The following is a 21,304-nucleotide window of genomic DNA, read 5'->3' as shown; positions in this document are numbered from 1 at the left end:
TATTGACGGGCCTCCTGCCTGCGAAAACGAGTATCGACCGGCCGTCGTCCGTCGCTAGCGTCGGCGCATGGAGCTGGAGTTCTTCGACACCCCGCAGCCGTTCCTCGAGGCGGCCGGCGACGTGCTCGCCGCGGACCCCGTGCTGGGCAGCGTGATCGCCAGCGTGAGCGAGCGGACGTCGCGCGAGCTGGCCGACGGCCGCGACGAGTGGCTCGAGGTCGACGCCCCCTTTGCGCGCTGGTGGGCCGTCGTGCGCGACGGATCCGGCGAGGTCGTGAGCGCGGCGATGCGGACGGCGCCGTTCAAGCCCTACCCGACGTTCTCCCTGCCGATGCCGGACGACGCCGCGCGCGCCCTCGCCGTCGCGCTGCACGGGCGTGGTGAGCTCCTCGGCGGCGCCAACGGGGCCCTGCCCGGGGCCGACGTGCTGGCTCGCACGACCGCCGAGCTCACCGGCGGCGAGGTGGTCGTCGCCAAGGCCACCCGGCTGTGGGAGGCCACCACGGTGCACGTCCCTCCGCCGCCCGAGGGTCGGCTGCGCCTCGCCACGGAGGACGACGCCGACCTGGTGCTCGCGTGGTTCGAGGCGTTCCACGTCGAGGCCGACGAGCAGGCGGGTCGCGAGCCCGACCCCACGTCGGGCGAGCACAACACGCTCGACAGCGTCCTCGTGCGGATCCGCGAGGGGGTCGAGTGGTTGTGGGAGCTGCCGGACGGCACGGTCGCCCACCTGACCGGGGCCGGACTGCCCTCCTTCGGCGTCTCGCGCGTCGGCCCGGTCTACACCCCCCGCGAGCACCGGGGGCGCGGCATCGCGTCGTACGTCGTCGGCGAGCTGACCCGCCGCGGGCTCGAGGCCGGCCACCGGATGTGCCTGTTCACCGACCGGGCCAACCCGACGTCCAACAAGATCTACGCCGCCCTCGGCTACGAGCCGGCCGTCGAGATGGCCGAGCACCTCGTCCGCCCGGGCGGTGCGCCCCAGCCTCCGCGGGTCGTGCCCCGCGAGCACGTGTCCCTAGACTCGAGGAGCCATGACTGACGCTCCCGACACGCCCCGGCTCGCCCAGACCTTCGACGAGGTCGAGGACGCCCTCCTGTCCCGCTGGCCCGAGAGCAAGCTCGAGCCGAGCCTGGACCGGATCGAGGCCTTCATCGAGCTGCTCGGGGAGCCGCAGCGCTCGTTCCGCGCGGTCCACCTGACCGGCACCAACGGCAAGACCAGCACGAGCCGGATGGTCGAGACGCTGCTGCGTGCGCTGGACCTGCGCACGGGCCGGTTCACCTCCCCGCACCTGGAGCGGATGAGCGAGCGGATCACGATCGACGGCGAGCCGCTCGACGACGAGGCGTTCGTCCGCGCGTTCAACGACGTGGCCCCCTACACCCACCTCGTCGACGCCGAGCAGGACCACCCCCTCAGCTTCTTCGAGACCGTCGTCGGCATGGCCTACTCCGCCTTCGCCGACGCCCCGGTCGACGTCGCGGTGATCGAGGTCGGCATGGGCGGCAGCTGGGACGCGACCAACGTCGTCGACGCCGACGTCGCCGTCGTGCTGCCGATCGCGGTCGACCACGCCAAGTACCTCGGCGATGACCCGGCCACGATCGCGGTCGAGAAGGCCGGGATCATCAAGCCGGGCTCCGTCGCCGTGCTGGCCGAGCAGACCCCCGAGGTGGCCGCCGTGCTGCTGGCGCGGGCCACCGAGGTCGGCGCCACGGTCGCGCGCGAGGGCATCGAGTTCGGCGTCGCCGCCCGCACCCCGGCGGTCGGCGGCCAGGTGGTCTCGCTGCAGGGGCTGCGGGCGCGCTACGACGAGGTGTTCCTTCCCCTCTACGGCGCCCACCAGGCGCAGAACGCCGCGGTCGCCCTGGCGGCCGTCGAGGCCTTCGCGGGCACGGGCGTCCTCGACGACGACCTGGTCCGGGCGGCGTTCGCCGAGGTCACCTCGCCCGGCCGGCTGGAGATCATCCGGCGCAGCCCCACCATCGTGCTGGACGCCGCGCACAACCCCCACGGCGCCGAGGCGGTCGGCGAGGCGCTTGAGGACTCGTTCTCGTTCAGCCCGCTCGTCGGCGTGATGGGCGTGATGGAGGACAAGGACGCCGAGGGCCTCCTGACCGCCTTCGAGCCGCACCTCACGCACGTGGTGTGCACGCAGAACTCCACCCCGCGCTCGATGTCGGCGGCCGCCCTCGGCCGCGTCGCGAGCGAGGTCTTCGGCGAGGACCGGGTCAGCGTGGTCCCCGACCTGGCAGAGGCCATCGACCGCGCGGCCACGCTGGCCGAGGCGCACGAGGCGATCGACGTCTCCATCGGCGCCGGCGCGGTGCTGGTCACCGGCTCCGTCGTCACGGTGGGCGAGGCGCGCTCGCTGCTCAAGGGCCGCCGATGAGCACGTCGGCGCCGAACCCCGCGGGCGAGCCCGACGAGCCGGGCCAGGACCCGGCCCCGCCCCCGGCCGCCGCGGCCGAGCGCTCGCCGCGGCGTGGCATGTGCGCCGCGGTGCTGAGCCTCGAGGCCATCACCCTGGGCCTCACCACCCCGGTCATGATCACGATCGCCGACGTCCCGACCGGCACCGCCGTCAGCATCGGCCTCGGCCTCGCCGTGGTCTGCCTGCTCCTCGCCGGCATGCTGCGCGCGGAGTGGGCCTACGGCGCCGGGTACGCCGTCCAGGTCGCGGCCGTGGGCCTCGGGTTCGTCGTGCCGGCGATGTTCGTGCTCGGTGCCGTGTTCGCCGCACTGTGGGCGACGGCCGACCTGCTGGGCCGCAAGATCGAGCGGGAGCGGGCCGCCGCGTGGGCGGCGTACCGCGCCGAGCAGGGCTGAGCCCCACCCACCGGGACCGGGGCAGGACTGGGCGCCGGCCCACCGCGCGTGCTGGCTAGGCTGCTCGCATGACCGACGTCCAGCGCTCCCTCGTCCTCGTCAAGCCCGACGGCGTGCGCCGCGGCCTCTCGGGCGAGATCCTCCGCCGGATCGAGGCCAAGGGCTACACGCTCGCGGCCGTCGAGCTGCGGCAGGCGACCCCCGAGATCCTCGCCGTCCACTACGCCGAGCACGAGGGCAAGCCGTTCTACGAGCCGCTCGTGGAGTTCATGCTGTCCGGCCCGGTGCTCGCCGTCGTGATCCAGGGCCAGCGCTGCATCGAGGGGTTCCGCTCGCTCGCCGGCGCCACCGACCCGACGGTCGCCGCCCCGGGCACCATCCGCGGCGACCTCGGTCGCGACTGGGGCCTCGCGGTCCAGCAGAACCTCGTGCACGGCTCGGACTCCGAGGAGTCGGCCGCCCGCGAGATCGGGATCTGGTTCTCCGACCTGGGCTGAGCCCCGCTGCCGCGGCCCCGGGGTGGCGGCAGATCGCGCCTACAAGGCCTCGACCGTTGTGATGTGCCGCCACCCCGGCCGGCGAAACTCTGGGGGTGGCGGGATCGCGCCTGCGAGCCCCCGACCGTTGTGATGTGCCGCCACCCCGGCCGGTGAGACTCTGGGGGTGGCGGCGGATCGCGCCTCTGAGCCCCCGACCGTTGTGATGTGCCGCCACCCCGGCCGGGAGACTCTGGGGGTGGCGGCAGGTCGCGCCTCCGAGACCCCGACGACGGTGATGTGCCGCCACCACGCCGGGTGAATCCGTGGGATGTGCCGCCACCAAGCCGGCTGCAGCCGGTCAGCGCTCGCCGCGCGTGTCCTGCCGGGAACCGGCAAATCGCTTACCTACCCTGAGACACGGGTCGGCTGCGGTTGTCGTCCCCTCTTCCCGGCACGACCCGACCTGCAAGGGCACCAGAGGCATGGCACACAGCTTGATCGGCCGAGACATGGCCGTCGACCTCGGCACCGCCAACACGCTCGTCTACGTCCGCGGCAAGGGCGTCGTCCTCGACGAGCCGTCCGTCGTCGCCATGAACACCACGACCGGCGAGGTGCTGGCCGTCGGCCACGAGGCCAAGCGGATGATCGGGCGCACCCCCGACAACATCGCCGCCATCCGCCCGCTGAAGGACGGCGTGATCGCCGACTTCGAGGCGACCGAGCAGATGCTGCGCTACTTCATCCACCAGGTGCACCGCCGCCGCTACTTCGCCAAGCCCCGCATGGTCATCTGCGTGCCGAGCGGGATCACCGCCGTCGAGCAGCGAGCGGTCAAGGAGGCCGGCTACCAGGCCGGTGCTCGCCGGGTCTACATCGTCGAGGAGCCGATGGCCGCCGCGATCGGCGCCGGCCTGCCCGTCCACGAGGCCACCGGCAACATGGTGGTCGACGTCGGCGGCGGCACGACCGAGGTGGCCGTCATCAGCCTCGGCGGCATCGTGACCAGCCTGTCGGTGCGCACCGCGGGCGACGACCTCGACCAGGCGATCATCGCGTGGATGAAGAAGGAGTACTCCCTGATGCTGGGGGAGCGCACCGCCGAGGAGATGAAGATGACCCTCGGCTCGGCCTTCCCGCTCCCCACCGAGCCCGACGCCGAGATCCGCGGTCGCGACATGGTGTCCGGCCTCCCGCGCACCGTCGTGGTGTCCAGCTCGGAGCTGCGGCAGGCGCTCGAGGAGCCGCTGCACAACATCATCGACGCGGTCCGCACCACCCTCGACCAGACGCCGCCCGAGCTGGCCGGCGACATCATGGACCGCGGCATCGTGCTCACCGGGGGCGGCGCGATGCTGCGCGGCCTCGACGAGCGGCTGCGCCACGAGACCGGCATGCCCGTGCACGTCGCCGAGGACCCGCTGTCGTCGGTCGCCTACGGCGCCGGCAAGTGCGTGGAGGAGTTCGAGGCGCTCCAGCAGGTCCTCGTCTCGGACCCGAGGCGCTTCTGATGGGTGCGTTCGGGGGACACGACGGTCGCGAGCGGCGCTGGACCGGCCTCGACCGGCTGGAGTCGCGCAACCGCCCGCCGCGCTCGCTGCTCGTGGCGCTCGTGCTGGCGAGCATCACGCTGATCACGCTCGACGTGTCCGGCGACGGCGGCTCGCCGCTCGAGCCCGCGCGCCGGGTGGTGGGCGAGGCGGTCGGGCCGGCCGAGTCGGCCGCGGCCGCCGCCGTACGCCCCTTCACCGCGGTGCCCGACTGGTTCCGCAGCAAGGATGACCTCGCCGACCGGGTCCGCGACCTCGAGGCCCGCAACGCCGAGCTGCGGGGCAAGGTCGAGCTCGCCGGCTTCGACCGCAACCGCCTCGAGCAGTACGACGGCCTCACCGCCGCCGCGGCCGACCTGGGCTCGGCCCTGGTCCCGGCCCGCGTGGTGGCCGTCGGGTCGCGCCAGTCGCAGAGCTTCACCGTCACCATCGACGCCGGCTCCGAGGCCGGCATCGGCCCCGACATGACGGTGGTCAACAACGACGGCCTGGTCGGGCGGGTGCTGCGGGTGACCCGCGGCACGGCCACCGTCCTGCTGGTCATCGACCCCGACTCGACCGTGGGCGGCCGGGTCGGCTCGAGCATGGAGATCGGCTTCGTGACGGGCAGCGGCTCGCTCGACCACGAGTCGGGGCTCGACCTGCGTCTCGTCGACGACGCCTCGGTCCCGGCCCGCGACGACACCGTCGTCACGTGGGGGAGCACCACCGGTCCCTACGCCCCCGGCGTGCCGATCGGCACGATCACCGAGGTCTACAGCTCGCTCCGCGAGGCGTCGCAGCGGGCGGTGGTCAAGCCGTTCGTGGACTTCTCCTCCCTCGACGTCGTCGGCGTGATGGTGCCGAGCGGCTCCGACAGCGACCGGGCGATCGTCGAGGCCGACGGGAGCCTGCGATGAGCCTGGGCTCGCTCCGCTGGGTCGCCGCGCTCGGCGCCGTCCTGGTCGCGCTCGTCGTGCAGGTCTCGCTGTTCCCGCACGTCGCCTGGCACGGCATCGTGCCCAACCTGTGCCTCCTCGTGGTGGTGGCCGCCGCGCTGACCGTCGAGGCCCCCTTCGCCCTCGTGCTCGGCTTCACCGCGGGCCTCGTCCTCGACCTGGCGCCGCCGGCCGACCACGTCGCCGGTCGCTGGGCCCTGGCCCTCACGGTCGCGGCGTTCCTCGCCGCCCGGGTCCGCCAGGACGTCAAGCCGACCGCGCTCGCGGTGGTGGGCACGGTGGCGGCCGCCTCCTTCGCGGCCACCTCCCTCTTCGCGCTGAGCGGCGTGCTGCTGTCCGACCCGGCGATGTCGGTGACGGGGCTGCTCGAGGTGGTGCTCATCGCGGTGGTCTGGGACGTGCTGCTCACGCCGTTCGTGCTGCCGCCACTGATGAAGCTGTTCGCCCGGCTCCACCCCCAGTGGGCGGCCTCGTGAGCACGACCACCAGGAGCCGGCTCCGGCTGGTCGTCGTGCAGGCGCTGGTGTTCTCCCTCTTCGCGACGCTGTTCGTCCGGCTCTACTACCTGCAGGTCATCGGCGGGGAGTCCTACCAGGCGCAGGCCGCCGACCAGTCGGTGCGCGACATCGTGGTCCAGCCGCAGCGGGGCCTCATCGTCGACGACCAGGGCCGTCCGCTCGTGGCCAACCGCACCTCGTGGGTCATCTCGGTCGACCGCACCCTGCTCGGCAAGCTCGAGGAGCGCCAGCGCACCGAGCTGGTCCGCCGGGTGTCCGTCGTCGTCGACGCCGAGCCCGAGGACGTCGAGGCCCGGCTGGTCACCTGCGGCGACCCCGGCAGCGTCCGCGACGTGTGCTGGAACGGCTCGCCCTACCAGCCGGTCCCGGTCGCCACCGACGTCCCCAAGTCCGTCGCGCTGCGGGTGCTCGAGCAGCCCGAGGACTATCCCGGCGTGCTCGCCGAGCAGCAGAGCGTCCGCTCCTACCCGCGACCCTTCGGCATCAACCTCGCCCACGTGCTCGGCTACCTCAGCCCCGTCACCGAGGACGAGTTCGACCTCGCCGCCGAGCGCGACGACCGCTCGCTCAACGGCGCCTCGGTGGTCGGCCGCGCCGGCGTCGAGAAGCAGTACGACGAGTGGCTGCGCGGGCTGCCCGGCTACCGCCGCGTCGCCGTCGACTCGATGGGCCGCGTCCTGGGCGACGACTCCGTCGTCGAGAGCACCCCCGGCGACACCCTCGTGACCTCGATCGACGCCAAGGTCCAGTCGGTGGTCGAGAGGCAGCTCGCCGAGCGCATCAAGGTGCAGCGCGCCACCGTCGACCCGGTCACCGGACGCCGCTACGAGGCCGACTCCGGCGCCGCGGTCGTCCTCGACGCCCGCACCGGCCGGGTCGTCGCGATGGCCAGCCAGCCGACGTACGACCCCGACGTGTGGACCGGTGGCATCAGCGAGTCCGAGCTCGCCCGGCTCTACTCGGAGGAGGCCGGCACGCCCCTGCTGTCGCGCGCCACCCAGGGCCAGTTCGCGCCCGGCTCGACGTGGAAGCCGTTCATGACCGCCGGTGCGCTGACCAACGGCTACTCCACGGACACCGCGCTGGCGTGCTCGTCCGGCTTCCAGGTCGGCAACCGGGTGTTCAAGAACTACGAGTCCGGGGCCTACGGCTCGATCGGCTTCGCGAAGGCGCTCGAGGTCTCCTGCAACACGTTCTTCTACCGCATCGGTTACGACTTCTGGCAGCGCTTCGGCAGCGACCCGGCCGACCTCGGCGCCAAGGACCCGCTGGTGCAGGAGGCGAAGGACTTCGGCTTCGGCTCGCGCACCGGCATCGACCTGCCGGGCGAGGCGCCGGGGCGCATCGCCGACCGCCGGTGGAAGCAGGCCTACTACGAGTCGCAGAAGGACTACTACTGCGGCATCGCCGACAAGCCGCAGACCGACGGCACGAGCGACTTCGTCTACCGCTTCTCCCGCGAGTTCTGCCTCGAGGGCAACCTCTACCGCGCCGGCGACGCCGTCAACTTCTCCATCGGGCAGGGCGACACGATCGTCACCCCGCTCCAGCTGGCCCGTGCCTACGGCGCGCTCGCCAACGGCGGCACGCTGTGGGCCCCGACCGTCGCCAAGGCGCTGGTCAGCCCGGACGGCACGGTCCTGCGTCGCCTCGCCCCTCGCAAGGTGGCCGAGGTCGACGTCCCGCAGAAGTACCTCGACTACATCGACGGCGCGCTGCAGAACGTCAGCAGGGTCGGCACGATGGCGTGGAAGCTCGGCGGCTTCCCCCTCGACGACGTCACCGTCCGCGCCAAGACCGGATCGGCCGAGGTCTACGGCAAGCAGTCCACCGGCTGGGTCGCCTCCTACACCGAGGACTACGTCGTGGTGATGATGATCAGCCAGGGCGGCACCGGCTCCGGCTCCACCGGTGACGGCATCCGCGCCATCTGGGAAGCCCTCTACGGCATCGAGGGCGAGACCGTACGCCCCGCGCGGGCGGCGATCCCCGGCACCGTGTCGCCGGCCAGGCTGCCGCAGTTCCTCGACGACGGGTCGATCATGCCGCCGGCCGTGGGGGAGTGAGCGCGATGTCCGTCATGTCCCCGCGCACCACCTCGCGACCTGCCTCGCGACCTGCCTCCCGGCCTTCCTCGCGACCTGCGTCCCGCCCCGGCCAGTCGGGCGGCACCCTCCGCGTCCCCGGCCTCGACTGGGTGCTGCTGCTCGCCACGCTGGCGCTCGTCGTGATGGGCACCCTGTTGATCTGGTCGGCCACCGCGACGCGCGCCGAGCTCACCGGGGGTGACCCGGACGCCTACCTCCGCAAGCAGCTGGTCAACGTCGCGATCGGCCTGGTGCTGATGGTCGCCGTGGTCGCCACCGACCACCGGTGGGTGCGGATCCTGGCCCCGCTGGCCTACCTGGCCAGCGTCGGCGGGCTGGTGATGGTGCTCGTGGCCGGCAGCACGGTCAACGGGTCCCGCTCGTGGATCCAGCTCGGCAGCATGTCGATCCAGCCCTCCGAGCTCGCCAAGCTGGCCGTCGTCATCGGCATGGCGCTGGTGGTCGCCGAACGCACCGAGCGCCGCTGGGGCCGGGGCGTGGGCAGCCTCGAGGTGGTCGCGATGCTCGCCATCGCCGGCGTGCCCGCGGTCCTCATCCTGCTGCAGCCCGACCTCGGCACCATGCTCGTCCTGTCCGCCACCGTCTTCGGCGTCCTCGCCATCGCGGGCGCCGGGCGCCGCTGGCTCGTCGGGCTCACCCTGGGTGCCGTCGTCGGGGCGGTCGCCGCGGTGTCCGCCGGCGTGCTCAAGCCCTACCAGGTCGACCGGTTCCTGGCCTTCACCAACCCCGGCCTCGACCCCCGCGGGGCGGGCTACAACGTCGAGCAGGCGCGCATCGCCGTCGGCAACGGCGGCCTGTTCGGCCAGGGGCTGTTCGACGGCTCCCAGACCCGCTCCGGCTTCGTCCCCGAGCAGCACACCGACTTCATCTTCACCGTCGCCGGGGAGGAGCTCGGCCTGCTGGGCTCCGGCCTGATGATCCTCCTGCTGGCCGTCGTGATCTGGCGGGCGCTGACCATCTCGGCACGCGCGGGCGACCTGTTCGGGCGGGTCGCCGCCGCCGGCATCGCCTGCTGGTGGGGCTTCCAGGCCTTCCAGAACATCGGCATGTGCCTGGGCATCATGCCCGTGACCGGCGTCCCCCTGCCGTTCGTCTCCTACGGCGGCAGCTCGCTCTTCGCCGGCATGCTGGCCCTCGGCCTGCTGCAGAACATCCACCTCAGGTCGGCGGGTGCCGTGCCGTCCCGGCTGCTCGCCACGGCGCGTCCCGCTGCCCGCTGACTAGGTGGCAGCCGCGGCGGGGACGTAACCTTGATGGTCGGCCACCCCTCGCGTGGCCCCTCCGGCTGTCGCTGTCCCACCCGTCGTCCGTCCCCGTCCCGCATCGAGGTGTTCCCCACATGTCCGTCGCGTCGGTCTTCCCGCGCCTGGAGGCGAAGCTGCCGTCCGTGCAGAAGCCCATCCAGTACGTCGGCGGCGAGCTCAACTCCGTCGTCAAGGACTGGGACTGCGCCGCGAGCTCGGCGACGGGCGGACCCACGGTCCGCTGGGCGCTGATGTATCCCGACGCCTACGAGGTCGGCCTGCCCAACCAGGGCGTGCAGATCCTCTACGAGGTGCTCAACGAGCGCGACTGGATCCTCGCCGAGCGCACCTACTCGGTGTGGCCCGACATGGAGCAGGTCATGCGCACCGGCGACGAGCACGGCCCGATCCCGCAGTTCACCGTCGACGGCCACCGTCCCGTCGGTGCCTTCGACCTCTTCGGCCTGAGCTTCTCCACCGAGCTCGGCTACACCAACATGCTCAACGCGCTCGACCTCGCCGGCATCCCGCTGCACGCGGCCGACCGCGGCGAGGACGACCCCGTCGTCATCGCCGGCGGTCACGCGGCGTTCAACCCCGAGCCGATCGCCGACTTCGTCGACGCCGCGGTGCTCGGCGACGGCGAGGAGGTCGTGCTCGCGATCTCCGAGGTGGTGCGCGAGTGGAAGGCCGAGGACCGGCCGGGCGGCCGCGAGGAGCTGCTGCGACGTCTCGCCGTCACCGGCAACATCTACGTCCCGCGCTTCTACGACGTCGCCTACGCCCAGGACGGCTCCATCGAGGCCGTGGTGCCCAACCGTCCCGGGATCCCGTTCCGGGTGCGCAAGCACACGCTCATGGACCTCGACCAGTGGCCCTACCCCGCCAACCCGCTCGTGCCGCTGGCCGAGACGGTGCACGAGCGGTTCTCGGTGGAGATCTTCCGCGGCTGCACCCGCGGCTGCCGGTTCTGCCAGGCGGGCATGATCACCCGGCCGGTGCGCGAGCGGTCCATCAAGACCATCGGCGACATGGTCGAGAACGGCATCCGCAAGTCGGGCTTCGAGGAGGTCGGCCTCCTGTCGCTCTCCAGCGCCGACCACACCGAGATCGGTGAGGTCGCCAAGGGTCTCGCCGACCGCTACGAGGGCTCCAACGTCTCGCTGTCGCTGCCCAGCACCCGCGTCGACGCCTTCAACATCACCCTCGCCAACGAGTTCTCCCGCAACGGCCGCCGCTCGGGCCTGACGTTCGCCCCCGAGGGCGGCTCGGAGCGGATGCGCAAGGTGATCAACAAGATGGTCACCGAGGAGGACCTGATCCGCACCGTCGCGGCGGCGTACTCCCACGGCTGGCGGCAGGTGAAGCTCTACTTCATGGTCGGCCTCCCCACCGAGACCGACGAGGACGTCCTGCAGGTCGCCGAGCTCGCCAAGCGGGTCATCGCCAAGGGCCGCGAGGTCTCGGGCCGCAACGACATCCGCTGCACCGTCTCCATCGGCGGCTTCGTGCCCAAGCCGCACACGCCGTTCCAGTGGGCCGCGCAGCTGGACCACGTGACGACCGACGAGCGGCTCAAGAAGCTCCGCGACACCGTCCGGGACGACAAGAAGTACGGCCGGGCCATCGGGTTCCGCTACCACGACGGCAAGCCCGGCATCGTCGAGGGCCTGCTCTCGCGCGGCGACCGCCGCGTGGGTCGGGTCATCGAGGAGGTGTGGCGCGACGGCGGCCGGTTCGACGGCTGGAGCGAGCACTTCTCCTACGACCGCTGGATGCTGGCCGCCGAGCGCGCGCTCGCCGGCACCGGCGTCGACGTCGACTGGTACACCACCCGCGAGCGCGACTACGACGAGGTGCTGCCCTGGGAGCACCTCGACTCCGGCCTCGACAAGGACTGGCTGTGGGGTGACTGGGAGGACGCGCTCGCGGCCGCCGAGGGCGCCGACATCGAGATCGAGGACTGCCGCTGGACCCCGTGCTACGACTGCGGCGTGTGCCCGGAGATGGGCACCGAGATCCAGGTCGGCCCGACGGGCCAGACGCTCCTGCCGCTGTCGGTCGTCTGACGACCCGGTCACCGCGTCGCAAGCCCCGTCGCGCCCCGTCGGGAGCCGCCGGGCGTGGGATAACCTGACGCGCGCAACAGCGGGAGCGAGCGGAGGAGACAGCGTGACCCAGGACGCGACGACGTCGGAGGGACGGGACCGGGGCGACCGGCAGGAGCTCGAGCGGCTCCGCGCTGAAGTGGCCGAGGCCCGGCACCACCTGCTGACCGTCCAGGACCACGTCGTGGGCATCGAGGCCGAGAACGGTCGCCTCCACCGCGACCTCACCCGCGTCACCATGGAGCTGCGCCAGGCACGCCGGCGCACCAAGCGGCTCACCGAGCAGCGCGACGAGCTGCGCCGCCGTCTCGACGACCTCCGTCCCCGCCTGGACCGCAACCGCGCTCGGGTCGCCGAGCTCGAGGGCGCCGGGTCGGCGCGTCCGTCGGTCGCCCGGCGGGCCGCCCGTCGGGTGCGGAGCGCCCTGAGGTGAGCCCCCGGCGCAGCGCGACCCCGCGCTTCTCCATCGTCACACCCGTCTACGACCCGCCCGTCGACGTGCTCAAGGAGTGCATCGAGTCGGTGATCGCCCAGGACTTCGAGGACTGGGAGCTGATCATGGTCGACGACTTCTCGTCGAACGCCGCGGTGCCGATCGTCATCGCCCAGTACGCCCAGCGCGACCCGCGCATCACGCTGGTCGAGCGCGACGTCAACGGCCACATCGTGGCGGCCTCCAACGACGGCGTGGCCGCCGCGGCCGGCGAGTTCATCGCCCTGCTCGACCACGACGACCTGCTGGTGCCGCACGCCCTCACGCAGGTGGTCAACGCGATCGACCGCCACGACGACGTGGACTACCTCTACACCGACGAGGACAAGGTCGGTGCCGACGGCACGACGTACGGCGCGTTCCACAAGCCCGACTGGTCCCCGGAGCGGCTGCGGGGCCAGATGTACACCTCCCACCTCTCCGTGCTCCGCACCAGCCTGGTCCGCGAGGTCGGCGGCTTCCGGGAGGGCTTCGAGGGCTCGCAGGACCACGACCTCGTGCTGCGGGTGACCGAGCGGGCCCGGCGGGTCGTCCACGTGCCGGAGGTGCTCTACCACTGGCGGGCGGTCGAGGGCTCCACCGCCGTCGACATCGAGGCCAAGCCCTACGCCGAGACCGCCGGCATCCGCGCGGTGCAGGAGCACCTCGACCGGCTCGGCATCGACGCGGTCGCCGGTCCCGGCGCCGAGCCGGGACGCTACGTCGTCGACCGCCGGCTGTCGCCGGACGTGCGGGTCTCGGTCGTCATCCCCACGGCCGGCCAGTCCTCGATCGTGCGGGGGGTGCGCCGGGTGCTCGTGGTCGACGCCGTGCGCTCGCTCCTCGAGCACACCGAGCACGCGGACGTCGAGGTCGTGGTGGTCCACGACTCCCACACGCCTCCGGGCGTGCTCGACGAGCTCCGCGCCGTCGCCGGTGACCGGCTCGTCGACGTGCCCTTCGACCGGCCGTTCAACTTCAGCGAGAAGATCAACGTAGGGGTTTGCCACGCCAGCGGCGAGCGCCTGGTCTTCCTCAACGACGACGTCGAGGTGATCTCGCCGCGGTGGCTCGAGCAGCTGGTCGCCCCGCTCGACGAGGAGGACGTGGGGCTCACCGGCGCCAAGCTCTACTTCAGCGACCAGACCGTGCAGCACGCCGGCCACGCCTACTACAACGCGGGCTACCACCACCCGTTCAAGTTCTGGACCCGCGACGAGGTCGGGCCGTTCGGCGAGCTCGTGGTCAACCGCGAGGTCACCGGCGTGACGGCCGCCTGTGCCGCGATGCGCCGTGACGTGTTCTTCGAGGTCGGCGGGTTCTCCGAGGCGCTGCCGGGCAACTTCAACGACGTGGACCTCTGCTACAAGGTCGCCGCGAGCGGGCGGCGTACGGTCTTCGTCGCCACCTGCGAGCTCTACCACTACGAGTCGCGCACGCGGGAGTCCCGCGTGCACGAGTGGGAGCGGCTGGCCGTCGTGTCCCGCTGGGGGGTGCCCGACGAGGACGCGTTCACGCCCCGCGCCGTGGCGATGCCCAACCTCAGGCGCGTCCAGCAGCTGCCCGACGACCTCTTCGAGCGGTCCGGCACGAGCTCCGGCTAGCGGGTCACCGAGCGGAGACGTAGGGCGCGAGCGCCCGGTGGAACGGCTCGGTCACCGAGTCCCACGCCCACCGCTCGTGGGCGGCGTGCGCGGCGGCGGCACCCAGCTCGGCGTAGCGGCCGGTGTCGCGCGCCAGGTCCACCGCCTCGGCGAGGGCCGCGTCCCACTCGTGCGCCTTGGCGAGCCGGCCGGTGGTCCCGTCCTGGATGGCGTCGTCGAGGGACGGGGTGTGCGAGGCGACCGTCCACGTGCCCACCGCCGCGGCCTCGAAGTACTTGAGGTCGGACTTGCAGATGTTGAACGGCGTGTGCTGGAGCGGGGCGATGTTGACCTCGACCTCGCCGATCGCGCGCTGCAGCGCGACGTAGTGCATGAACGGGAGGAACTCGACGCGGTCGCGGTGGCGCTCGAGCTCGGCCAGGTCGTCGAGGTAGCCGACGATGCGGACGGCGACGTCGGAGTCGCGGTCGAGGAGCCGGGCGAGGGCCCCGCTGGCGACCGAGAAGTCCCGCACGTGCGACGGGGTGCCGCTGAAGTAGCCGATCGTCACCGGGCCCGAGCGCTTCCAGCCGGACGCGAGCTTGTGCTCGAGGATCGCGCGGGAGTAGGCCTGCTGCTCGCGGTTCATCACGTTGGGCACGATCGAGACCTCGTCGTCGACGAACGCCGAGAGCTGGTCGGCCAGGGTGCCGTTGGTGGTCAGCGCGCCGCGGCACGCGCGGAGGGACGCGTTGAGCCGGCCCATGTAGGCGAACCACACGTCCCACTCGGCGTTGACGTCCTGGTCCTTGCCGAGCGACGACATGACGAGCTCGGCGAAGCGGACGTCGAAGACCAGGTCGTCGCAGTCGAAGACGAGGGGCACGCCGTGCTTCTCGGCGCGCTGGATGAGCTCGCGCAGGGCCGCCCCGTAGGGGTAGCGCGCGACGACCACGAGGTCGAGCTGCGGCACCAGGCGGGTGAGCGCCCGCAGCTCGTCGTCGCAGAACCAGCCCGCGCGGACCGTGCCGCCGGGGTCGTGGTTGAGGGCGTCGACGACGTTGGAGACGCGGTAGCGGAACGTGCTGGTGTCGGGCGTGCGGTAGACGAAGGCGACACGGCGCTCGCCGTCGAGCATGGTGCCGACCCGCTCGGCCATCGACGAGTCCCAGAGGTCCGCCACGTCGGTCGGGGCCTCGGGCAGGTCAGAGAACATGGAGACCGTCGTCCTGCCGCGGGCCGACCACGGCACCGAACCGGTCGACCACCCAGTCGACGACGGGCGCCGTCGCGGCGGCCCAGTCGCGACCGATGTGGTCGGCGGCGACGTTGGCCGCCCGCTGCTGGGGGTCACGGGCCAGCGCGACCAGCCGCTCGAGCCCGGCCAGCAGCCCGTCGACGGTGGACGGGGCCACGATGATGTTGTCGGAGATGTCGGACAGGTCGGTCTTGATGCCGTGGGAGTTGGTCAGCACGGCCGCACCCACCGATGCGAGGTCGTACGGCGGGTAGGAGGGGTGGGGGGTGTCCATGAGCACCAGCGCCGCGTCCATCGTCCGCACGAAGGCCTGGTAGTCGGTCCAGCTGAGGCCCTCGACGACCTCGACCTGGACGTCGCGCGGCAGCGTGAGGTCGGGCGTCCCGCGGCCCACGAAGTGGAAGCGCCACTCGTCCGGGTCGAGCAGCCGCGACTCCACCGCGCGCGCGATGACCTGCCCGCCCCGCCAGAACAGGTTCCGGGCGTTGTGCGGGCGTGAGTAGAAGAAGAAGTTGCGCCGACCGTCGCCGGAGCCGGCGGGGGTGGTCGCCACCTCGCCGGGGAACGCCGGCTCGAGCGCGACGGCCTGCTCGCGCAGGTGGGGGAGCCCGTCCGCGACGAGGTGGCTCAGCAGGCGCGAGGTGTTGACGACGACGGCCAGGTCGGGCTCGGCCAGCGTCTCGCTGCACAGCAGGCGCTCGTCGCCGAAGGCGTAGAACATCCGCTCGTCCTCCTGCAGCAGGTAGAGGACCTGCTCGCGGGGGACGTCGCTGTCGAGCACCGAGCGGGTGGTCCACCACGACGTGGTCATGACGATGTCGCGGTCGGTGAACTGCAGGCGCTGCGTGCCGTCGGTGGACACCTGGTCGAGCTCGAGGACGCCCTCCAGCCGGATTCCGGTCGCCTCCTGCAGCAGGGAGATCACCTGCCCGTCGGGCGCGTCGGTGCGGGTGACCAGCCGCAGGCTCGCGCCGAGGCGGTTGGCGATCTCGACCCCGAGGATGATGGCGGTGCCGACGCCGCCGAAGAGGCTGTGCGGCGCCACGCTGTCGGTGACGATGGTGATGCGGTGCGACCCCCCCGCCACCTTGGTGACGGGCATCGGGGCGATCTGCGCCCAGCGGTCGGCGTAGAGCGCGTCGAAGTAGGGCTCGCGCAGCGCGCCGCGGGGGGCGATGCGCCCCTCGGTGCGGCCGTGCCGGAGGTAGTGGACGAGCGGGTTCCACGTCGTCCTCGCGACGTCCGGGTTCTGCCGGAGGTAGCCGGAGGTCGAGAACCTCTCGCTCGGGTCGAGCCCGTCGCGACGGCCGAAGCGGAGGTAGTGGCGTACGGCGTCGCGCTCGGCGGGCAGGTCGGGCTTGAAGTGGCGGTAGTAGTCCTCGTCGAAGAACCCGGACTCGCGGACCAGGCGGAGGTCGTCCTCGAGCGGGTTGAGCGCGCGCCCGGCGGGCTTGCCCACGCGGAGGTAGTGCACGAGCGGGTTCATCTGGCCCACGTCGTCGTTGCGGCGCAGGTAGGCGTTGGTGGAGAAGGCCTTCGACGGGTCGCGCCCGTCGCGGGCGCCCTGGCGCAGGTAGTGCAGGACCGGGTCGATCCCGGAGGTGCGCACGTCGGGGTTCTTGCGCAGGTAGAACTCCACGTCGAAGAGCTCCGACTCCCGCAGGAGGTCGGCGTCCGACTTCGGCTGATCGCTCACCCGGGGATGGTAGTTGACCGCGGGGGTGCCCAGGCTCAGGGGAGGCCGATGACGCGGGCCGCGGTGAACACGAGGACGACGACGGCCAGCCCGGCGGTGATCGCGACCGACGAGCGGGTGCGCAGCATGCCGGCGGTGACCAGCACCATCCCCGGCACGAGCGCCACCCCGTAGCGCGCCGGCAGGGGGAAGTACTGCGACGCCGTGACGTAGCCCATCGTCACCAGGCCGAGCGCGACCAGCACCGCAGCCGCCAGCATCGCGCGGGCGGCGACGGTCGCGCGCGGCGTGCCGGTGGAGAAGAACGCCGCGGCCGCGGTCCCCGCGATCAGCACCAGCGAGACGACGGTGGTGGTGAAGAACAGCAGGGACGGCGTCCCGACGCCCACCCACGGCTGGGAGAGCGGCTGCGCCATGATGAGCGCGCTGTCGAGCAGGCCGTTCCACGGGAACTCGGTGACGGCGAAGCGCACCGCCATGTCGGGCACGTCGTCGGGGTCGGCGTGGTTGCGCGAGTTGCTGATGACCGTCCAGGCGCCGCCCGCGACGACGGCTGCGACACCCGCCACCGCGCCGGTCGTCCAGCGCTGTCGGGCGGGGATCGGGCGGGCCTCGTCCGGTCCGTCCGTCGCGTCCTCGTCGGACCGTCGCTCCGACGCGGCCTGCCGAGGGCGGTTGAACGCCAGGTAGAAGACCAGCGCCGCCACGGCCACGATGTTGGTGAGCTTGATGAGCGGCACGAGCACGCACACCAGGACCAGGACCGCGGTGCGCACCCGGTCGGGTCGACGCTCCCAGGCGAGGGCGGCGAGGACCACCAGGGCGCCGGCCACCAGGCCCATCGCGTCCGGGGTGACGGTGGCGCTGGGGTAGAGGATGGCCGGTGAGGCCGGGAGCAGGGCGAGCACCGCCAGCAGCGGGGCGGGCCGGATGCCGGCGCGGCGCCCGGCGAGGTAGACGAGGGCCAGCCCCAGCGCGAGCCAGATGCCGCTCGCCAGGCGGCCGGCGACGAAGAGGCTGCCCGTCGGGGTCAGCGCGCGGACGACCTCCGCGACGGCGCGGGTCGCGGTGTAGTAGATCGGCGTGTTGGTGGCGGCCGTGTTGAAGCCGTGCTCCTGGTAGATGTCCGCGTCGTACTCGTGGTCGCGGTCGCACAGCACCGGGTCGAAGCCCGGTGCGTCGACGCCGCGGCACGCCTGCTCGTACATCGCCTGCTGCTCGACCTTGTCGCCGGGCGCCAGCACGGCCGGTGCGCGGAACATGTAGTCGAGGTGCGAGAGCTCGTCGATGGGGCTGAGGCGCGTGTAGGACTCGACGTGCACGGCGACGAAGGCGAAGGACACGCCGATGATCGCCAGGAGGGCGGCGAGCGCCCAGCGGGGCCGGGTCAACATGCGTGAGGTCCCCCGCACGGTCGAGGTCAGGTGGTCGACGCGCGAGTATAGGCGCCGCGCACGCCGTCAGCCCTCCTCGGGCTCCTCCATCGCCGCGAGCATCGCCGGACCGAGGTAGGGCGCCAGCGTGCGGGAGAACGTGGCGGACAGGTGGTTGAAGTCGGCGTAGGTGATGATCCCGCCGAGGATCGCGGGACACCTGGTGTCCGTGCAGATGTGGTCGTTGAGGTCGACGCGGTGCACGAGCGGGGAGTCGCTGCCCTCGGCCGCCGTGGTGAGGGGGTCCTGACGGATCCACTCCTGCGGCGTCCCGTCGCAGACCGACGGGTCGGCGGCGTTCAACCCCAGGCAGGTCGGCGGGTCCTGCGCCTGGTCCATCGACGCCGGGGTGTCACGGACCACGAGCACCGGTACGCCCGCGTCGGTGATCGTCTCCAGCGTCGAGCGGTAGATGTTGTCCTCCGCCACCTCGTGGGCCGGGTCGTGGTCGAGCGTGGACATCACGACCAAGGAGTAGTCCTGGGTCGTGATCCGCTCGAGGCTCTCACGGTTGAGCCGCTCGCAGTCCGCCCTCAGCTGCTCCGGCGGCACCCCCGACACGGGGGCGGGATGAGGTACGGGCTCCACCGACGGCTGGCACACGCCGATGACGTACGAGTCGACCTGCCATCCCTCCTCCTTGCCGAGCACCTCGACCGGCGGGAGCAGGTGGCCGGCGTGCGAGTTGCCCAGGAGTGCGATCTTCTCGGTCGGCGCCTCGGTGTCGCCGAAGCTGCACGAGACCAGCTCGCCGAAGGGCGGCCAGTTGAGGCATCCGCCGACGGTGATGGTGGTCGGGATGTCGCCACGCGCGAACTCGGGCGTGGTGATCGGGGTGGCGTCGGGGTCGCAGTCGGCACCCGGGTCGAGGGCGGCCGCGCCGACGCACGGCGTCACCTCGACGCCCGTCGTCAGCGCGTCGACCCGCTCGCGGACCGCCTCGCTGCGACGCTCGACCACCGCCCGGACCGCGAGCGCGGAGCCGAGCACCAGCGCCGTGCACAGCACGAGCACGACCGCGGCGCGACGACGCAGCGAGCCGCCGGTGGGCACCCGGCGCAGGGGGTTCTCCAGGTGCACCGTGCTCACCCAGGCCACCAGCACGAGGACGGGAAGGAGGGCGACCTTGACGACCTGCTGGGCACCCTCGCCGTCGGCGAGGGCGGGCGGGACGAGGAGCGCGAGCGGCCAGTGCCAGAGGTACGCCGCGTAGGACACGTCGCCGACGAGCTGGACGCCGCGCGCGTGCATCGCGGGGCGCAGGGTGAAGCGCCCGGCGGGGTCGCCCGCGTGCAGCAGCGCCAGCGTGGCCACCGTGGGCAGGAGCGCGGCCCAGCCCGGGAACGGCGTGGTGCCGGTGATCAGCACGCAGCTGAGCGCGAGCCCACCCAGGCCGGCCCAGGCGAGCGTCGCCCGCGTGCGGTCGGAGCCGCGCCGGGCGCCGCCCACGTGCAGGAGGGCCAGCAGGCCGCCGACGGCGAGCTCCCACATGCGCGCCGGGCTGGCGAAGTAGGCCGCCGGGGGGTTGCTGCCGGTGAGCAGCAGGCCGTGGGCGAAGCTCGCGAGCACGGCGGCACCCACGACGAGCACCATGGCGCGGTGCCGGCGCTCGGGCCGGGAGCGGGTGGCGAGCACGGCCAGCCCGATGACGAAGGGCCACACGAGGTAGAACTGCTCCTCGACCGACAGCGACCAGAAGTGCTGGAACGGCGACGGGGGAGCGTCCGCGCGGAGGTAGTCGGTGGCGTCGTGGATCAGCAGCCAGTTCTCGACGTAGAGCATGGAGGCGATGGCGTGCCGCACGGCGGCCGACCACTCGGCGCTCGACAGCGTGACCACGACCAGCGCCAGGGTGCCGAGGATCGCGGCAGCGGCGGCCGGGATGAGCCGGACCACCCGGCGGGACCAGAACTCCGTGAAGCCGCGGACGTCGGTGGGCGGGTGGCGCCACAGGTGGCTGGTGATGAGGTAGCCGGAGATGACGAAGAAGACGTCCACCCCGACGAAGCCGCCGGGCAGCGCGCTGGGCCAGAAGTGGTAGACGACGACCATCGTGACGGCCACGGCGCGCAGCGCCTGGATGTCACGCCGGATCTCGGTGCCGATGACGCGCTCGGTCGAGGTCGCCCTGCCGAGGGCCTGGAGGTCGGTCATGGCCGCGGCCCGCTCCGGCCGCGCAGGCCGGCTCGCAGGCCGCCGTACGCCTCGCGCAGACGCGCCAGCCGCCCCGGTGCCAGCGCGGTGACGATCGCCAGGTGACGCACCGCGCGGACGACGGCGCGCACCGCCCACACGGGGTGGCGACGGGCGTGGCGGCGCACGAGCGCCACGAGGTTGCGCCACTGGTAGTAGTAGCGGAACGTCGAGGCCACGAGCAGCGGCAGCTCGCGGTCCTCCCCGACCGTGATCGCCGTCCCGAGCCGGTGCTCGAGACGGGTGTCGGGCGCGAGGACGCACACGAGGCCGAGGTCGAGGGCGCGCAGCCAGAAGTCGGTGTCCACGCCGTCGATGAACAGCGTCTCGTCGAAGCCGCCGACCCGCTCGAGGACGTCGACCGGCACCAGCAGCCCGGACTGGATCGGCTCGCCGCCCACGCGGACGCCGTGGCGCGGCGCGCGCCGGCGGAGCGGGAGGCGGAGGATCGAGCCGACGCTGGCGGGCGCCACCATGCCGACCGGGACGCCGGAGCGGTCCGCGGCCGAGGCGGCGGCGAGCAGCGCCGCGACGTAGCCCGCCGGCACGACGGAGTCCTGGTCGAGGGTGAGCACGTGGGTCAGGCCGGGACGCAGCGTGCGCAGCCGCTCGACCCCCGTGTTGAGGGCGGCGCCGATGCCGCGGTTGGCGTCGTGCTCGACCACCTCGGCGCCGGCCGCGCGACAGGCGTCGAGCAGCTGGCTGGTCGCGCCCGACACGGGGTGCTCGTCGACGACCACGACCACCGCGTCGACCTGGTCGACGAGAGCTCGCAGACCGGTCGCCAGCTCGGGTCCGGGGCGGAAGACGGCGATCACGGCACCCACCGCTGGAGGGGGCATTTCGCCGTGTTCCCCGGGGAGGGTGGGCCTGCGCACCGTGCGTAGAGTA

Annotated in this window: 17 protein-coding genes; 12 read left to right on the top strand and 5 right to left on the bottom strand. The window is 72.7% G+C overall.

Going from position 1 to position 21,304, the window contains the following annotated elements:
- Positions 1–67: 67 nt before the first annotated feature.
- The 12 genes from SHK17_RS14880 to SHK17_RS14825 all read left to right on the top strand — a co-directional run bounded on the left by SHK17_RS14880 (position 68) and on the right by SHK17_RS14825 (position 13,854).
- On the top strand, positions 68–1,042 hold the full coding sequence (locus SHK17_RS14880; protein WP_322919742.1) for a GNAT family N-acetyltransferase: 975 nt from the start codon (positions 68–70) through the stop codon (positions 1,040–1,042).
- Positions 1,035–2,396 (top strand): bifunctional tetrahydrofolate synthase/dihydrofolate synthase, encoded by a 1,362-nt coding sequence (gene folC, locus SHK17_RS14875; RefSeq protein ID WP_172265113.1) that lies wholly within the window; start codon positions 1,035–1,037, stop codon positions 2,394–2,396. Before SHK17_RS14880 ends, folC begins: the two co-directional genes overlap by 8 nt.
- Complete coding sequence (locus tag SHK17_RS14870) at positions 2,393–2,833, top strand: DUF4233 domain-containing protein (protein WP_322919741.1); 441 nt, start codon at positions 2,393–2,395, stop codon at positions 2,831–2,833. Before folC ends, SHK17_RS14870 begins: the two co-directional genes overlap by 4 nt.
- Positions 2,834–2,901: 68 nt before the next feature.
- On the top strand, positions 2,902–3,330 hold the full coding sequence (ndk, locus tag SHK17_RS14865; protein WP_322919740.1) for a nucleoside-diphosphate kinase: 429 nt from the start codon (positions 2,902–2,904) through the stop codon (positions 3,328–3,330).
- A gap of 464 nt (positions 3,331–3,794) precedes the next feature.
- Positions 3,795–4,823, top strand: a complete 1,029-nt coding sequence (locus SHK17_RS14860) for a rod shape-determining protein (protein ID WP_172265107.1) — start codon at positions 3,795–3,797, stop codon at positions 4,821–4,823.
- Positions 4,823–5,761 carry a rod shape-determining protein MreC gene (mreC, locus tag SHK17_RS14855; RefSeq protein ID WP_322919739.1) on the top strand — a complete coding sequence of 313 codons (939 nt, stop codon included), beginning with the start codon at positions 4,823–4,825 and terminating at the stop codon, positions 5,759–5,761. The genes SHK17_RS14860 and mreC overlap by 1 nt, the downstream gene beginning before the upstream one ends.
- Positions 5,758–6,276 carry a rod shape-determining protein MreD gene (gene mreD, locus SHK17_RS14850; protein WP_253942954.1) on the top strand — a complete coding sequence of 173 codons (519 nt, stop codon included), beginning with the start codon at positions 5,758–5,760 and terminating at the stop codon, positions 6,274–6,276. The genes mreC and mreD overlap by 4 nt, the downstream gene beginning before the upstream one ends.
- On the top strand, positions 6,273–8,384 hold the full coding sequence (gene mrdA, locus SHK17_RS14845) for a penicillin-binding protein 2 (protein ID WP_322919738.1): 2,112 nt from the start codon (positions 6,273–6,275) through the stop codon (positions 8,382–8,384). The genes mreD and mrdA overlap by 4 nt, the downstream gene beginning before the upstream one ends.
- A gap of 5 nt (positions 8,385–8,389) precedes the next feature.
- Complete coding sequence (gene rodA / locus SHK17_RS14840; RefSeq protein ID WP_322919737.1) at positions 8,390–9,646, top strand: rod shape-determining protein RodA; 1,257 nt, start codon at positions 8,390–8,392, stop codon at positions 9,644–9,646.
- Between the two features lie 119 nt (positions 9,647–9,765).
- Positions 9,766–11,739 (top strand): TIGR03960 family B12-binding radical SAM protein, encoded by a 1,974-nt coding sequence (locus SHK17_RS14835; RefSeq protein WP_172265098.1) that lies wholly within the window; start codon positions 9,766–9,768, stop codon positions 11,737–11,739.
- A 103-nt stretch (positions 11,740–11,842) separates the two neighbouring features.
- Positions 11,843–12,211, top strand: a complete 369-nt coding sequence (locus tag SHK17_RS14830) for a hypothetical protein (RefSeq protein WP_322422784.1) — start codon at positions 11,843–11,845, stop codon at positions 12,209–12,211.
- Positions 12,208–13,854, top strand: coding sequence for a glycosyltransferase (locus tag SHK17_RS14825; protein ID WP_172265092.1), 1,647 nt, complete (start codon positions 12,208–12,210; stop codon positions 13,852–13,854). Before SHK17_RS14830 ends, SHK17_RS14825 begins: the two co-directional genes overlap by 4 nt.
- 4 nt (positions 13,855–13,858) lie before the next feature.
- Here the strand turns inward: SHK17_RS14825 and SHK17_RS14820 are convergent, their stop codons facing one another.
- The 5 genes from SHK17_RS14820 to SHK17_RS14800 form a co-directional block, all read right to left on the bottom strand.
- The gene (locus SHK17_RS14820) at positions 13,859–15,049 is read right to left on the bottom strand and encodes a glycosyltransferase (RefSeq protein ID WP_322919736.1); all 1,191 of its coding nucleotides are present in this window, start codon (positions 15,047–15,049) and stop codon (positions 13,859–13,861) included.
- A complete protein-coding gene (locus tag SHK17_RS14815; RefSeq protein WP_322919735.1) occupies positions 15,039–16,787 on the bottom strand; it encodes a rhamnosyltransferase WsaF family glycosyltransferase in 1,749 nt (582 codons plus the stop codon). Before SHK17_RS14815 ends, SHK17_RS14820 begins: the two co-directional genes overlap by 11 nt.
- A gap of 35 nt (positions 16,788–16,822) precedes the next feature.
- Positions 16,823–18,181 (bottom strand): glycosyltransferase family 39 protein, encoded by a 1,359-nt coding sequence (locus tag SHK17_RS14810; RefSeq protein WP_322919734.1) that lies wholly within the window; start codon positions 18,179–18,181, stop codon positions 16,823–16,825.
- A gap of 66 nt (positions 18,182–18,247) precedes the next feature.
- Positions 18,248–20,374, bottom strand: coding sequence for an acyltransferase family protein (locus SHK17_RS14805; protein WP_322919733.1), 2,127 nt, complete (start codon positions 20,372–20,374; stop codon positions 18,248–18,250).
- Positions 20,371–21,240 carry a glycosyltransferase gene (locus tag SHK17_RS14800; RefSeq protein WP_322919732.1) on the bottom strand — a complete coding sequence of 290 codons (870 nt, stop codon included), beginning with the start codon at positions 21,238–21,240 and terminating at the stop codon, positions 20,371–20,373. The genes SHK17_RS14805 and SHK17_RS14800 overlap by 4 nt, the downstream gene beginning before the upstream one ends.
- Positions 21,241–21,304 lie beyond the last annotated feature (64 nt).

The organism is Nocardioides renjunii, from assembly GCF_034661175.1.
GTDB lineage: Bacteria > Actinomycetota > Actinomycetes > Propionibacteriales > Nocardioidaceae > Nocardioides > Nocardioides renjunii.
This window is presented reverse-complemented; position numbering and strand designations above follow the sequence as displayed.